The sequence below is a fragment of the Gemella taiwanensis genome (assembly GCF_054054385.1).
The window spans coordinates 49,053-62,338 of the sequence record NZ_JBSMTL010000004.1 but is presented as its reverse complement, the minus strand read 5'-3'; the positions used below and the strand labels follow the sequence as shown (position 1 = coordinate 62,338).

Here is a 13,286-nt window from a genome sequence, read left to right as displayed (position 1 = left end):
CTATTTCGCGCCTTTCCTATTTTTTAAGTAAGCTAATGCAAGCATAGTCTTACTATCAGTAATAACATTATCATCTAAAAGCTTGAATGCTTCTTCGATTTTATATTTTCTTAAATTAATAAATTCATCATCATCTGGATCAATTTCTCCAGCATATTCTAAATTGTCAACATAGTAGATCGTGATTAATTCAGAGCTATATCCTAATGCTACGTGAATATCGCATAGTTTTTCCAGTCTTTCTTCCTCTACTACATATCCAGTTTCTTCACGTAATTCTCTAATTGCAGATAATTTCTTATTATCTTCACCTGGTTCTAGTTTTCCTGCAGGAATTTCTAAAGTCACTGCTTCTATAGCTTTTCTATATTGTTCAACAAGAACTACTTCATCATTTTTTGTTAAAGCTAATATTGCTACAGCACCCCTATGATTTATCAGCTCACGTTTTGAAGTTTCTCCATTAGGCAAAGTTACCGTATGTACTTCTACATCTAAAACTTTCCCCTTAAATATTTTTTCAACTTCAATAGTTTTTTCTTCTAAATTCATTTCCACAATCTCCTCTACATTTTTATAAACTATATTCTTCCAGATCATGTGCTATCTTCACATTACATTTATCATGCAATGATTCTATAGCCTCTTTTTCAATATTTCTATCATATCTAGCACTAATATGTGTCAGGAATAAACTCTCAACCTTACTTTGTGCTATTATTTTCTCAATATCTAAAATACTTAAATGATAGTTTTTTCTCGCATGGTGTGCATCTTCTTTAAGTAAATAAGTGCACTCTGAAATAATAATATTACTGTTTTTAACAAACTCCCCTAAACCATCAAAGTATCTAGTATCTGGTATAATCGAAATCTCTTTTTCAGGTTTATCTTCAGATAAAAATTCACTTGAATTATACACTATTCCATTAAATTCAAAAGTATCTGCTTCTTTAATTTCTCTATAAAATGGTCCTGGCATAATCCCTAATTCTTTCAGTTTGTTTGCATCCAAGCTCCCTTTTTGTTTTTTGAATAAAATTTTATATCCAAAACATTCAACATTATGAGCTAAAGGATAACTAAAAACAGCTACAGATTTATTATCTATTATACACTGTTCACTAGAAATTTCAATATATTCTACGCTATAAGAAAGTGAACAATGTGTGAACAACAAATTGTTTTCTATGAAATCTTTAATACCCACTGGTCCATATATAGTAACATCCGAAGCATTTGTGTCTAAAAGGAAACTTCTAGATGATAAGAACCCTATTAATCCAAGGACATGATCTGCATGAAGATGGCTTATAAAAATTTTAGTTATTTTTGTCGGCTTAATATTTGTTCTTAAAATCTGATGTTGTGTCGCTTCACCACAATCAAACATCCAGCATTCTTTTAATTCTTGCATAAAATTAAAAACAAAACTCTGTGTATTTCTAAATTTTCCAGGAAGCCCTGCTCCTGTACCTAAAAATTGTACTTCCATCGTATTCCTCAATTCAATTTTCTAAAATAATAGTGGCCTAAAAAGAAACCCATTTAAGCCACCTTATGTAATTTATAATTTAACTACAAAAATCTGCGCATCTTGTAGACATGTAACCACATGCTCTACTCCTGCTGGGATTTCTAATAGTTCAAATTCATTTACAGTTTCTACTTCTTCTTCAAAAGCTACTGTAATTTTCCCACTAATGTTTAGTAATAAAATATTTTTATCATTACTATATGAGTCTGTTTGGTTCCCTGTTTTCAGATTCATGTGCACTACTTGATATCTATCGTTTTCTAAAACAATTCCACCTAACAATGCATTTTTATCTAATTTTATTTTTTTCATAGTCTTATCTTCCTTTGCGTTTGTATAACCCATCTTCTTCAATCATAATTAATTTATTCTTGAATAGTCTTCCTACAGCACGTTTAAAGCTTCCTTTACTCATTCCAAATACTGCTTTAATCTCTTCTGGATCAGATTTGTCAGTAAATTCGCAATAACCATTATTTTCAATATAGTCCATTATAGCTTGACCATCGCTATCCATTCTTTCGTGTGCACGAGGTAAGAATGAACCGTTGATTTCACCATTATCTTTAACTCCTATAACACGTAGAGTAACTTTCTCACCAAGGCGCGGTTCTTTTTCACGTTCACTTTCATGAACGAAAACTTTGTAACCATCTTTTGTTAGTAAAAATGTTCCTACACGCATTAAACGATAAGGATAAGCTTCAATGTCCTTGTTCTTCATACTCTTAGTAGCTTTTGAATATAAAGATGCTACGATTGTTTCTGTCGCTAAACGAGCGAATAATTGTCCGCTGAAATCACGACGAAGTGTAATAAACAGCTCGTCCCCCTCTTTTGGCCATACACTTCTTAACTTAGGTAAATCTTCTCCTAAAAGTGGGATTTCACGAGAGAACCCTATATCAAGCCCTACCCTATCTTCCTCAACTTTTACAACTTTACTAAATGCATAATCACCATAAGTTACTTCTGGTATATTTGGTGTAGCGAATAATTTCCCACTACGTGAAGGATATACGAACATTGAATACTCTTCTCCAATTTCGTAATCATCTAAACTTTCAACGTCAGATTCGTTACAGCTTATTTCTTCATCATTCGGTCCTTTAAAAACTAATGATGAACTTTTCTTTTCTACTAACTCTAAGAAATGAATTTCTCCAGTAATAAATTTTATATCTTCTCTTTCCATCAAGTACCTCTTTCTTTTATTCTTGTTAAATGGGAGTGACTCAAAAATCGCGATTTTGAAGAAATCGATTTTGTCGAGTCACCCCCGCAAAGTTTATTAGATATCTAAAAAGCTTTTATAAAGCGCATTTAGATATCAATAAACCACTGCGTCTATGAGTTTTCATATGAACTTTGTTAAATTTTAGAGCTTTTGGGTCAGCCCCTTTCTCATAAAAAAAGGCTGATACCTAATATCAACCTTTAAATTAATCGGTAAAAGTAGTATCAGGGCGTACTTACTTAACCATATTTTTTATTTGTTTTAATTGATTTACTCTTATTTCCTTTGGAAGGAATCTTCTTATTTCATCTTCATTATACCCAACTTGTAATCTCTTATCATCAACAATGATAGGTCGTCTAAGCATTCCTGGATTATCTTGAATAACTTTATATAACTCCTGAATAGACATACTTTCGATATCCAAGTTTAATTTTTGGAACGTTTTTGATCTAAAGGAAATTATATCTTCTGTTCCGTGCTCTGTGATAGATAAAATGTCTTTAATTTCATCTGTTGTTAGAGCTTCTGAAAAAATATTTCTTTCCACAAAGTCTATATCATTTTCTATAAGCCAAGCTTTTGCTTTTCTACAAGAAGTACAACTAGGCGATGTAAACAACGTAACTACCACCAGCACTCACACTCCTTTATAAAAATAACATTAATATTTTTATAATTCTATATACTACTATATTATACTACATATATTATCGTTTTACAATATACTATTAAAAAAAATATTTTAATTTGTCAACTAAAAACACTTATTTTACATTGTTTCACGCTTGACTATCCTTGTAAACACAAGAATAATGTTACACCCTTACATTTTTTATTTGATTAGTTAAAATAAATTATATAATAATAAACTCATAAAACACTTCTTTACATAATCTAACTATCATATTATACAATCTAAAACTAAAACATAAATAAAATCTATCCAAAATCTCTAATTTCTACTGAAATTATTATCTAGAGTGTCTACTTTATATCTTGTACTGAAATTGACAAAGTATTTTATGTGTGTTATCATAGACATATGCCAGCATGGCGGAATTGGCAGACGCACTGGACTCAAAATCCAGCGATGGCAACATCGTGCCGGTTCGACCCCGGCTGCTGGTATAATGATTAAGACAAGGTTTTTAAGCCTTGTCTTTTTTGTTTTTAAAAATATAATTTTCTAAAAATTACTAATAAAATTTATCTTAAGTTATCTCAATGGACAACAACCTAAATAATATGCGGATAACGAATACTAACTCAACAACTGAATTAATAAATAATCCCATAATAATCCAGTTTGGACAATGTGCTGGTAAAATCGCGATAGCTCCCACAAAAAGTAAATTAAATATAAAAATTCTGTAACAAATCGAAATCAATCTATGCCAAAGTGATTCATAACCTTTAGATTTTTGATCGTATAACTCTTTCCTTAATGAAGAAGAAAAAATTATTGCAATTGCTGATAATATAAAACCAATAATAACAGTTAATATTGTAATTATGAATTCATTTTTTGCAAAAAAAATACTTTTTAAACAATAAGATGAAACCAGACACATGATTATTGTACTCCAAAATATCCTTCTATCTTTTTTACTTAGTTTTAACATCAGTAAGCTCCTTAATCTTTCTTTGAAGATTTATTTTAACATCCTCTGCATAAAATTTACCTGAATATTTTTCTGCCTCAACAGTTATTTTTTTTATAAAAGTTTGTTGATTATATACATGTTCAAATCCACTCTCATCACTACCACGTATTAACAAACCACTAATTGCATAATCTTTCTCCTCCTTCATTAATTTATTTAAAAGATTAATAGGATTGAATCTATGTGAATTAGCCTTTATATCCAGTGTTAAATCAGTAATTTCATTAGTTCCAACTAAATCAATCAATGCCTTTCTTTTCTCTGAATCTTCCGAGAAAAGATTATTTTTTGAGGTGAATTTAATTTCTTCTACATTTCTAAGCAATTTAAGGAATGTTTCTTTTTCTTCATAGATTCCTTTAATCATAAAGTTTCCACTTGTAATTTTTCGTATAATATCTTCGAAAGTTCTTTTGTTCCTTACATCCGACAAATATAATAAATTCGAATTAAAATCATAATATGCAAATATTTGTTTTAACAATTCAATTTCAGTTTCTTTTTTAGGGTTTTTTCTTTTCTTTTTAGATTTTTTATCAATAACATATTCATCTCTAGGTTCTAAACTTCCTGATTCTATCACAAAAAAAATATAATTATCATCGCTAAATATTGATACATGATTAATCCCCTTTATTGAATCTAAATTCTCATCAAATTCCCTAGGGAAATCTTCCCTAACAGGGTTTTTCCATCGTATTCCATTGCTATTTTCTTTAAATAATTGCCAAATTGAAAAAGTTATTGTAGACATACTTATACTCCTTTATTTTTTATTATATTATACCATTTCTATAACAGTAAATCATTCAATTCAATAAAAATACAATAGTTTAATATAAATTTTCCCATATATTATCTTCACTTACTTTATATATATATAATTTTTCATAGTAAATTTATAATCTCACATACCGCTATTTTGCTTTACAAGATACCTTTACTATGGTACTATTATGTATAACAAGATAGTGTGAATTTATAACTTATATATTAATAACAAAATACTAAGAAAGGAGGTTTCAAAATGGAAATTAACACTTCTCAAATACTAAAAGGTACATTAGAAGCATGCATATTACAGCTAATTAAAAACAAAGAAATGTATGGCTACGAAATAACTGAACAGCTCTCTAATTATGGACTTGATATGGTTGCTCAAGGAACTATATATCCCCTACTATTAAAACTAGAAAAAGAAAATTTAGTTACTAGTTATTTGAAAGAAAGTAACTTTGGACCTCCGAGGAAATATTATTCTATTACTGATCAAGGTAAAGGATATATAAATTCATTTAAAGATATATGGGGAAATATAAGTACAACAATTACAGAGATTATGAAAGATAAATGATATTATCAAGGAGGATGCAATATGAATACAGCTAACCTACTAAAACATAATAACCAACTTAGACTACAACTTAATAAAGAAAATAAGAAATATTATGAGGAACTTCTAGTCGCTTGTCGGATGAAAAATACTGCAAAAAATGAATCTGCTCTAGAAATTCAATTACTAGAAATATTACAAGATTTGATTTTATATCAAAAACAAGGAAAGAGCTTTACCGATGTTTTTGGAAATGATATAAACAAATTATCTTCATCAATAATTGCAGAACTACCAAAGGAAAACAAAATAAAAATATTTAGATTTTCTTTAGTCTATCTTTTAATTCTGATTATTAGTTCTTTAGCACCTTCAATATTTTCTAAAACTATCCAACCAATTCTAACAATATTATCTATAGTAGTATTAGTCTTAGGTTCTTTGATTTGCTTATACCTACTAATTTATAAAAAAACAGATAAAAATAAGTGGTTTATATATATTTCATCATTAATAATATTTGAAGTATCATTTGGTTTAATACCGATTCTAGATAAATTAAAAATAATTCCAGAGTACCTTTCTCTAGAAGTAACATTATCAACTAACTTCTTATACTTTTACGGAATTTTTAGTGCTCTTTCTTACATATACATATTTTTAACTTTCAAAAAATACTATTCTAAAAAGATATAATATATTCGCTCGGCTAACCCTTTAGTCGAGTGTCTCTTTATTAAAGTTCACCTTAGCGAAATAATTTTAATTAAAAAATAACATTTTTTCTATTGAATAATTTTTTTAAACCTGTTATAATGGTAAAACATTATTTTAGGAGGAAGCCATGAACAACTCAATTTTCGATAAATTAAAACGTGCTGAACAAGGTGCCAAACTTAGTATTCTGTCATATTTATTGCTGACCGTTTTAAAACTTTGCGCTGGTCTGTTTTTTAAATCTTCAGCCTTAGTTGCCGATGGTATTAACAACGCTACCGATGTAATTTCATCAGTATGCGTACTTATCGGTTTGAAAATTTCTAGAAAACCAGCTGATGAAGATCATTTATACGGTCACTTCAGAGCTGAATTAATTTCAACATTAATAGCTTCATTCATTATGTTATATGCAGGAATCGAAGTAGTAATGTATGCAATAAAAAAAATTATTTCAGGAAGCTACGAGCAACCTAGCCTACTGTCTGCCGTTGTCGCTTTTATAGCGAGTGCCATTATGCTTGGGGTTTATTTCTATAATATTCGTCTAGCTAAAAAAATTGGAAGTAAATCTCTTAAAGCTGCAGCCCTTGATAATCTTAGTGACGCTTTTGTTTCTGTCGGAACATTAATAGGAATCATCGCTACATATATCGGACTTCCAATAGCTGATTCAGTAGTCGCAATAATCGTCGGATTACTTATTATTTACACTGCTGTTAGTATTTTCAAAGAATCTACACATGTTCTTACTGACGGCGTTGATACTGAAGTGATAGATAAGGTTAACGATATTGTAAATGATATTAAAGGTGTAACATCAATAGTAGATACGAAAGGTAGAACTCATGGCTTACTATACTTTATCGATATTACTGTTACTGTTGAACCATCATTAAATGTTAAACAGAGTCACGACATTACCGTAAAAATTGAAAAAGCATTATCTAAAGAATTCTATTATTGTGAAACTTTAGTACACTTAGAACCACATGGTATTGCTTGCCATTCACATTAAAATATTTCAAGATGAAATTGTACTTCTTTTAACTTAAGTTACTTCTAGTATAATTTCATCTTTTTTTACTGCACCGATGTTTGACAAAAACAAATACTAAAAGTATAATTATTGTACGTATAAAAGTATTTTATACTATTAATTTTCTTTTTATTAAATAGTATAAAATACTACTTAAATATAAAATTGGAGTTTTTAAATTTATGACGCACGCAAAAGCAATATTCTTCGGTGAACATGCAGTCGTTTATGGATACAAAGGAATTACTATTCCACTTCCACAAATGAATGTAGAAGTCACTTTAGAAGAAACAGATACAATTCAACAAAGAGATGAGATTCTTAGCTTCATCGCTGATTCATGTGGAATTGATAATAAAACAAAAATTAATATTACTAGTACCATCCCTGTAGGGCGTGGACTAGGTTCTTCTGCTGCACTGAGTATCGCTATTGCACGTGCAAAAAAACTCCCAAACGTTAGAGAAATCGCTAATAAATGTGAGAAATTTATCCACGGGAATCCTAGCGGTATTGATATAAATCAAGTACTTAGTGACACTCCCCTTTTATTTTCAAAAAAAGACGGAGCTAGTGAGTTAAGTTTTAATTTAAATAGTTATTTACTGATTATTGATACTGGTGTTGTTGGAATTACTAAAGAAACTCTAAAACACATAGCTGATAATTATGTTGAATACGAGAAATATATTGCTGAATTAGGTGGAATTACTGATTTAGTAATCGAACCGTTAAAAAATAAAAACATCGATCTTGTCGGACAATATATGTATAAAGCTCATGATTTATTGCGTAAACTTGGAGTAAGTCACGCGAGCAACGATGAAGTCGTAGAAATTTGTAAAAACAATAATGCAATTGGTGCCAAGCTAACTGGCGGTGGTGCTGGTGGTTGTTGCATTAGTCTTAGCAAAACAAAAGAAAATGCATTAGAAATTCAAAATGCATTAAAAGAGAAAGGATATTCATCATGGATAGTTACAGTTTAGGTTATGCTAATATTGCCCTAGTTAAATACTGGGGGAAAAAATCTAAAGATCCTGTCTTACCTTATAATCCTAATATTTCTTTAAGATTAGACAATCTTTTATCAAAAACAAAAATTGAGAAAAACGATAATAATGTTGATGAATTTTATATCAATGACGAAAAACAAAGCCAAGAAGAAGTTGATAAAATGATTAAATTCATCTCTAAATTCACACCAACTGAACGTGAAGCTATAACTATTAGAAGTTATAATACTGTTCCTACTGCTGCAGGACTTTCTTCAAGTTCTAGCGGTACTATGGCATTAGTGCTTGCATGTAATGAATATTTCAAATTAAACAAAACTACTAAAGAATTAGTTGAAATAGCTAAAGAAGGATCTGGTTCTTCATGCCGAAGCTTCTATAAACTTGCAGCATGGCTTGAAGATGGAAGTGTTGAAGAGTTAGAATGCTCTCTAGACTTCGGAATGATGGTTCTTGTAGTTAACGAGGATAGAAAGAAAATTTCTAGTCGTGTCGCAATGGAACGCTGTGTTCAAACATCGACAACATTTGACGCTTGGGTTGAAAAAGCTAAAAACGATTTTGTATTAATGAAAGAAGCTCTAAAAGAAGCTGACTTCAAGAAAATTGGTGAGATTACAGAAAGTAACGCACTAGCTATGCATGGTACAACTTCTACATCTACTCCAAGTTTTTCATTCTTAACTGAAGAAAGCTACATGGCTATGGATATCGTAAAAGAACTACGTTCTAAAGGTTATAGATGTTACTTCACTATGGATGCTGGCCCAAATGTGAAAGTATTATACTTAAGGGAAGATCAAGACAAATTATATGAGGAAATTTCAAAATTATGGAAGAAAAAAATAATTTTGTGCATGGAGTAGCATACGGTAAGCTCTATCTCGCTGGTGAATATGCGATTTTAGAAGATTACGCTTCTGCACTAATAACAAGTGTCCCTAAAAAAATTACAGTATTTGTAGAAGAAAGTGATAAAACTACTATATTCGACACAATTAATAAAACTTCTGTTGGCCTTTTTGAAGAAAATAGTAACTTCACACTAGTTCAACAATTTATCCAATTTTTAACAGAATATACAATTAGTAATAAGACCTTCGCTTTAACTATTTTCAATGAACTTCATAGCGATGATAAAAAATACGGTCTAGGTTCATCTGGTGCTGTTCTTGTCGCTATAGCTCGTGCAATCTTATCATTTGAAAATATTCCTTATAATAATTTAACTATTTTCAAATTAGTCGCCCTATTTAATATTAAACACAATCTAAGCGGATCCATGGGGGATGTTGCTGCGAGTATCAACGATGGAATCACCTTCTATCAAAAATTTAATGCCGAGTTCGTTAATGAAATGATTCACCAAGACAAAACTGTTAAAGAAATAATTAACACAAATTGGGATGGACTTCTTATTGAAAAAATACATCCTAAAGCTGATTTAAGCATCTTAGCGCGTTGGACTGGTGAAGCTGTTGATACGAAAGAGCACGTTAAACTTTGGAAAGAACATAAAGATAATTATAAAGAAGAATTTAAAGTTTTTGTAGAGACTTCTAATCACCTTGTAAATACATTAAAAGAGAATTTAGTAGAAACGGATGCATCAAATGCTCTTAATACGATAAATAAACTTAGAGAAAACCTACTTTATTTAGAAAGTTTCTCTAAAATACCTATGGAAACCAATGCCATGAAAAATTATATTGAATCACATTCTGCTGGTAAGCAAAGTGGTTCAGGTAGTGGTGACATTGTATTAGGATTCGAGAAAAATAACAATAAGTATCAGTTGCAACTAAACTTAGAAAAATTATAATATACTACGAAAGGATTAATTATGAGAAAAAAAGATCATATTAGATTAGCGCTTGCTGATAAAACAAAAGTAACTAGCTTGGACTCATACGCAATTGATTACAACAGTATTCCACTTTTTGGATTAGATGATGTGGATACTTCGACATCAGTTTGTGGAGATCGTTGGGAATATCCATTCTTCATCAATGCTATAACTGCTGGTGGAGAAGATTGTAACAAAATTAATCAAGATTTTATGGAAGTTAGTAAAAAATGTGGAATTAATTTTTTCCCAGGATCATATTCTCCAGCTCTTAAGAGTAAAGAAGACGAAGAAGCTTATCCTAAAGGTTATTCGGTAAACTTAGGTTTAGATAAAGATCCACAACTTGTTTTAGAAGCAATTGAAAAATCACAAGCAAAATACATTCAACTTCATACTAATCCTCTTCAAGAAATCGTTATGCCAGAAGGTGATCATAACTTCGAAAGTTGGTACGCTAACCTAAAAGAAGTCAGCTCTAAATCTCCTATTCCTGTAATCTTAAAAGAAACAGGTTTTGGTATGAACGAAGCGACTATCAAACTAGCTATCGATTTAAATATACCAGCCGTTGATATCAGTGGTATGGGTGGAACAAACTTCGCAAGAATCGAAAATGGTCGAAGAACTGATAAATCAACTTACCTTGAAGCAATTGGCTACACTACTGCAGAAAGCTTAGAAATCGCCTACTCTTATAAAGATAAAATCGATATTATCGCAAGTGGAGGTATTCGTAATCCACTAGACGTTGTAAAATGTCTAGCATTAGGAGCTAAAGCGGTTGGTGTTTCTAAAATTTTCTTAGAAATTCTTGTAAATGAAGGAAAAGCTGCTCTTATTCAAGAAATTGAAAAATGGAAAAAAGAAGTTAAGTTCTTAATGATATTAATGAACGCTAGAAATATAGCTGAATTAGATAAAAAAATAAGAAAAGTAGAATTTTAAAAAAATAAGATTCCGTCCGGCTTGGATGGAATCTTATTTTAGTTTATGCGGTATCTCTATACTCAAAACTACTACTTTTGAGACTCTTCTAGTGCTGATAATCTTTTTATTGCTTTATTTAAATCGTCTTGTAGACCATTAATTTTATTTTTATTCTTTTGATTTTCAGCAATTAAGTACCAACATGAAATTAATAACATAATATTTAAACAAATTATTGCAAACATACTATTCTCCTAATGATAATAATTAAAATAAGAATAACACAATTTTTCACTTTTAACAAGAGTAGGCCTACTCCATTATATAAATATAAAAAAAAACCTCATCTTACGATGAGGTTCTTATTTTTAAATAAATCTAAAAGAGGGAAAGTTTTTTAGATTTTATTAATAAATTGCGTGTTAATTACCAATTATTAATATTTACGTTTTCTAGCCGCTTCAGATTTTTTCTTACGACGAACGCTTGGTTTTTCATAAAACTCACGTTTACGAACTTCTTGGATAGTTCCGTTTTTAGAAACAGCACGTTTGAAACGACGTAGTGCATCTTCTAGTGATTCATTTTTACGAACTACAGTTTTTGACATTGGATTTCCCTCCCTCCGATACTACAAAATCTTAATTTAATACTTAATTAAATGTTTAGAATGTAAAATAAATACAAACATTCAATCATTAAGACCGCTCTTTAAGCAATCTACTTACATATTGTATTATATTCTTACGTTCTTGTCAACCTTTAATAGCAATTTATTAACATATTTCTACGAAAATAACCTTTTCATTTATACATTAATGATACTATTTTTCAGATAACCAATTTTTAAATTCTTCAATAAAATTAGCATAACCTTCTTTATTTTTATGACTAGGTACTTGAGCTAAAAATACTTGATTTGGCAATTTAGTTTGACCTTTTTTAGTTATTAAAATAATAGCTTTTTGTTGTGAGGCATTTTTAAACATCTCATCAGGTAAAGTAATTACCGCATTTAAATTAATATCTTCTTCTAAGAACTTCTTAAAATTATCTTCAAGCTCAAGAACTTTCTTAGGTACTACTAATACCCCTACACCACTATCATTTAAGTAATTAGCCGCTTGTTCAATGAATAGTAAGGCATTCAAGCTATATCCTTCAGCACTGCAAAGTTTATAGTTTAAACTGTTATCCTCATCAGCATAATATCCAAAAGGCACATCACTGATAATGACATCTTGCTTTTTAATATTTAAAGGCTTAAGCGCATCTTGATTAATGATCTCAACATTAGTTTCTAATAAATTGAAAATATTTTGTTGTAATCTAGCATAGTTATTATCAACATCTACAGAAGTTAACTCGTATTCACCTTTTGATAAGGCAGCTAAGTTGATTAAGAAGTTCCCACTTCCACTAGCAAAATCAGCTACAGAAATCTTCTCATTATTGTATAAACACTCTAAAATGTGAGATACATACATAGTAATAACTTCTGGTGTAATATCGTAACTAGGATTATTCAACTCTTTAAGAGCTTTTAAAAGTAAAAACTGATAAGCTTTTTTAATATCCTCTTTAGAGAAATTGTCGACAATATCAAAATAATCTTCATCATTCTCCAAAGTTAAGTAATTCACTAAAGAATCGAAATATAGTCCTTCACCTTTGTTCTCTTCTACCTGTTTATCTATCTTAAAAAATAATTTTTCTAAATCTGACATGGTTCCTCCTATATCAATATCTATTTATAAATCTAACACTTTACTATTATAACCTAATATTGCAAAAGAGTGAATATTTTATAATTAAAACATATATTATTTTTATAAAGCTTCATCTCTAATAAAATTCTCGTGCGAATTCATGTGGAGCTGGTGCGAAATTTTACATCCACCTATTTTCTCTATAAACCAAAAACAAACGAAAAAGATTTACATAATCAAATACTTTACATTTGA

Annotated in this window: 17 protein-coding genes and 1 tRNA gene; 8 read left to right on the top strand and 10 right to left on the bottom strand. The window is 29.8% G+C overall.

What is annotated here, in order from left to right:
• From ACWOA3_RS04795 to spxA, 5 genes are all read right to left on the bottom strand, one after another.
• The gene (locus tag ACWOA3_RS04795; protein ID WP_003147322.1) at positions 1-552 is read right to left on the bottom strand and encodes an NUDIX hydrolase; all 552 of its coding nucleotides are present in this window, start codon (positions 550-552) and stop codon (positions 1-3) included.
• 22 nt (positions 553-574) lie between these two features.
• The gene (gene rnz / locus ACWOA3_RS04790; protein ID WP_456884397.1) at positions 575-1,495 is read right to left on the bottom strand and encodes a ribonuclease Z; all 921 of its coding nucleotides are present in this window, start codon (positions 1,493-1,495) and stop codon (positions 575-577) included.
• Positions 1,496-1,567: 72 nt separating this feature from the next.
• The gene (locus ACWOA3_RS04785) at positions 1,568-1,849 is read right to left on the bottom strand and encodes a hypothetical protein (protein WP_456884394.1); all 282 of its coding nucleotides are present in this window, start codon (positions 1,847-1,849) and stop codon (positions 1,568-1,570) included.
• 4 nt (positions 1,850-1,853) lie between these two features.
• Positions 1,854-2,732 (bottom strand): CvfB family protein, encoded by an 879-nt coding sequence (locus tag ACWOA3_RS04780; RefSeq protein WP_271965094.1) that lies wholly within the window; start codon positions 2,730-2,732, stop codon positions 1,854-1,856.
• A 277-nt stretch (positions 2,733-3,009) separates the two neighbouring features.
• Positions 3,010-3,408 carry a transcriptional regulator SpxA gene (gene spxA, locus ACWOA3_RS04775; protein ID WP_172497960.1) on the bottom strand — a complete coding sequence of 133 codons (399 nt, stop codon included), beginning with the start codon at positions 3,406-3,408 and terminating at the stop codon, positions 3,010-3,012.
• A gap of 413 nt (positions 3,409-3,821) precedes the next feature.
• Here spxA and ACWOA3_RS04770 point away from each other — a divergent pair.
• A tRNA-Leu gene (locus ACWOA3_RS04770) sits at positions 3,822-3,905 on the top strand.
• An 83-nt stretch (positions 3,906-3,988) separates the two neighbouring features.
• On the opposite strand, the gene ACWOA3_RS04765 is transcribed toward ACWOA3_RS04770, so the two are convergent.
• Both ACWOA3_RS04765 and ACWOA3_RS04760 read right to left on the bottom strand, forming a co-directional pair.
• Positions 3,989-4,348 carry a hypothetical protein gene (locus tag ACWOA3_RS04765; RefSeq protein ID WP_456884391.1) on the bottom strand — a complete coding sequence of 120 codons (360 nt, stop codon included), beginning with the start codon at positions 4,346-4,348 and terminating at the stop codon, positions 3,989-3,991.
• Positions 4,349-4,382: 34 nt separating this feature from the next.
• On the bottom strand, positions 4,383-5,195 hold the full coding sequence (locus ACWOA3_RS04760; protein ID WP_456884390.1) for a hypothetical protein: 813 nt from the start codon (positions 5,193-5,195) through the stop codon (positions 4,383-4,385).
• A 273-nt stretch (positions 5,196-5,468) separates the two neighbouring features.
• Here ACWOA3_RS04760 and ACWOA3_RS04755 point away from each other — a divergent pair, with 273 nt between their 5' ends.
• The 7 genes from ACWOA3_RS04755 (at position 5,469) to fni (ending at position 11,340) form a co-directional block, all read left to right on the top strand.
• Positions 5,469-5,795, top strand: coding sequence for a PadR family transcriptional regulator (locus ACWOA3_RS04755; RefSeq protein ID WP_456884388.1), 327 nt, complete (start codon positions 5,469-5,471; stop codon positions 5,793-5,795).
• A 21-nt stretch (positions 5,796-5,816) separates the two neighbouring features.
• Positions 5,817-6,470 (top strand): hypothetical protein, encoded by a 654-nt coding sequence (locus tag ACWOA3_RS04750; RefSeq protein ID WP_456884386.1) that lies wholly within the window; start codon positions 5,817-5,819, stop codon positions 6,468-6,470.
• Between the two features lie 148 nt (positions 6,471-6,618).
• Positions 6,619-7,509 carry a cation diffusion facilitator family transporter gene (locus tag ACWOA3_RS04745; RefSeq protein WP_456884384.1) on the top strand — a complete coding sequence of 297 codons (891 nt, stop codon included), beginning with the start codon at positions 6,619-6,621 and terminating at the stop codon, positions 7,507-7,509.
• A 203-nt stretch (positions 7,510-7,712) separates the two neighbouring features.
• A complete protein-coding gene (gene mvk / locus ACWOA3_RS04740) occupies positions 7,713-8,519 on the top strand; it encodes a mevalonate kinase (RefSeq protein ID WP_456884382.1) in 807 nt (268 codons plus the stop codon).
• On the top strand, positions 8,501-9,412 hold the full coding sequence (gene mvaD / locus ACWOA3_RS04735) for a diphosphomevalonate decarboxylase (RefSeq protein WP_456884381.1): 912 nt from the start codon (positions 8,501-8,503) through the stop codon (positions 9,410-9,412). Before mvk ends, mvaD begins: the two co-directional genes overlap by 19 nt.
• A complete protein-coding gene (locus ACWOA3_RS04730; protein WP_456884379.1) occupies positions 9,379-10,368 on the top strand; it encodes a mevalonate kinase family protein in 990 nt (329 codons plus the stop codon). The genes mvaD and ACWOA3_RS04730 overlap by 34 nt, the downstream gene beginning before the upstream one ends.
• Positions 10,369-10,389: 21 nt before the next feature.
• Complete coding sequence (gene fni, locus ACWOA3_RS04725; RefSeq protein WP_003147337.1) at positions 10,390-11,340, top strand: type 2 isopentenyl-diphosphate Delta-isomerase; 951 nt, start codon at positions 10,390-10,392, stop codon at positions 11,338-11,340.
• A gap of 71 nt (positions 11,341-11,411) precedes the next feature.
• Here fni and ACWOA3_RS04720 read toward each other — a convergent pair whose 3' ends face one another.
• The 3 genes from ACWOA3_RS04720 to ACWOA3_RS04710 form a co-directional block, all read right to left on the bottom strand.
• Positions 11,412-11,567: a cytochrome C biogenesis protein gene (locus ACWOA3_RS04720; protein ID WP_442566081.1), complete on the bottom strand. Its 156-nt coding sequence runs from the start codon at positions 11,565-11,567 to the stop codon at positions 11,412-11,414.
• A 191-nt stretch (positions 11,568-11,758) separates the two neighbouring features.
• Positions 11,759-11,932: a 30S ribosomal protein S21 gene (gene rpsU / locus ACWOA3_RS04715; protein ID WP_003147339.1), complete on the bottom strand. Its 174-nt coding sequence runs from the start codon at positions 11,930-11,932 to the stop codon at positions 11,759-11,761.
• A gap of 214 nt (positions 11,933-12,146) precedes the next feature.
• Positions 12,147-13,049 carry a class I SAM-dependent methyltransferase gene (locus ACWOA3_RS04710; protein WP_456884376.1) on the bottom strand — a complete coding sequence of 301 codons (903 nt, stop codon included), beginning with the start codon at positions 13,047-13,049 and terminating at the stop codon, positions 12,147-12,149.
• Positions 13,050-13,286 lie beyond the last annotated feature (237 nt).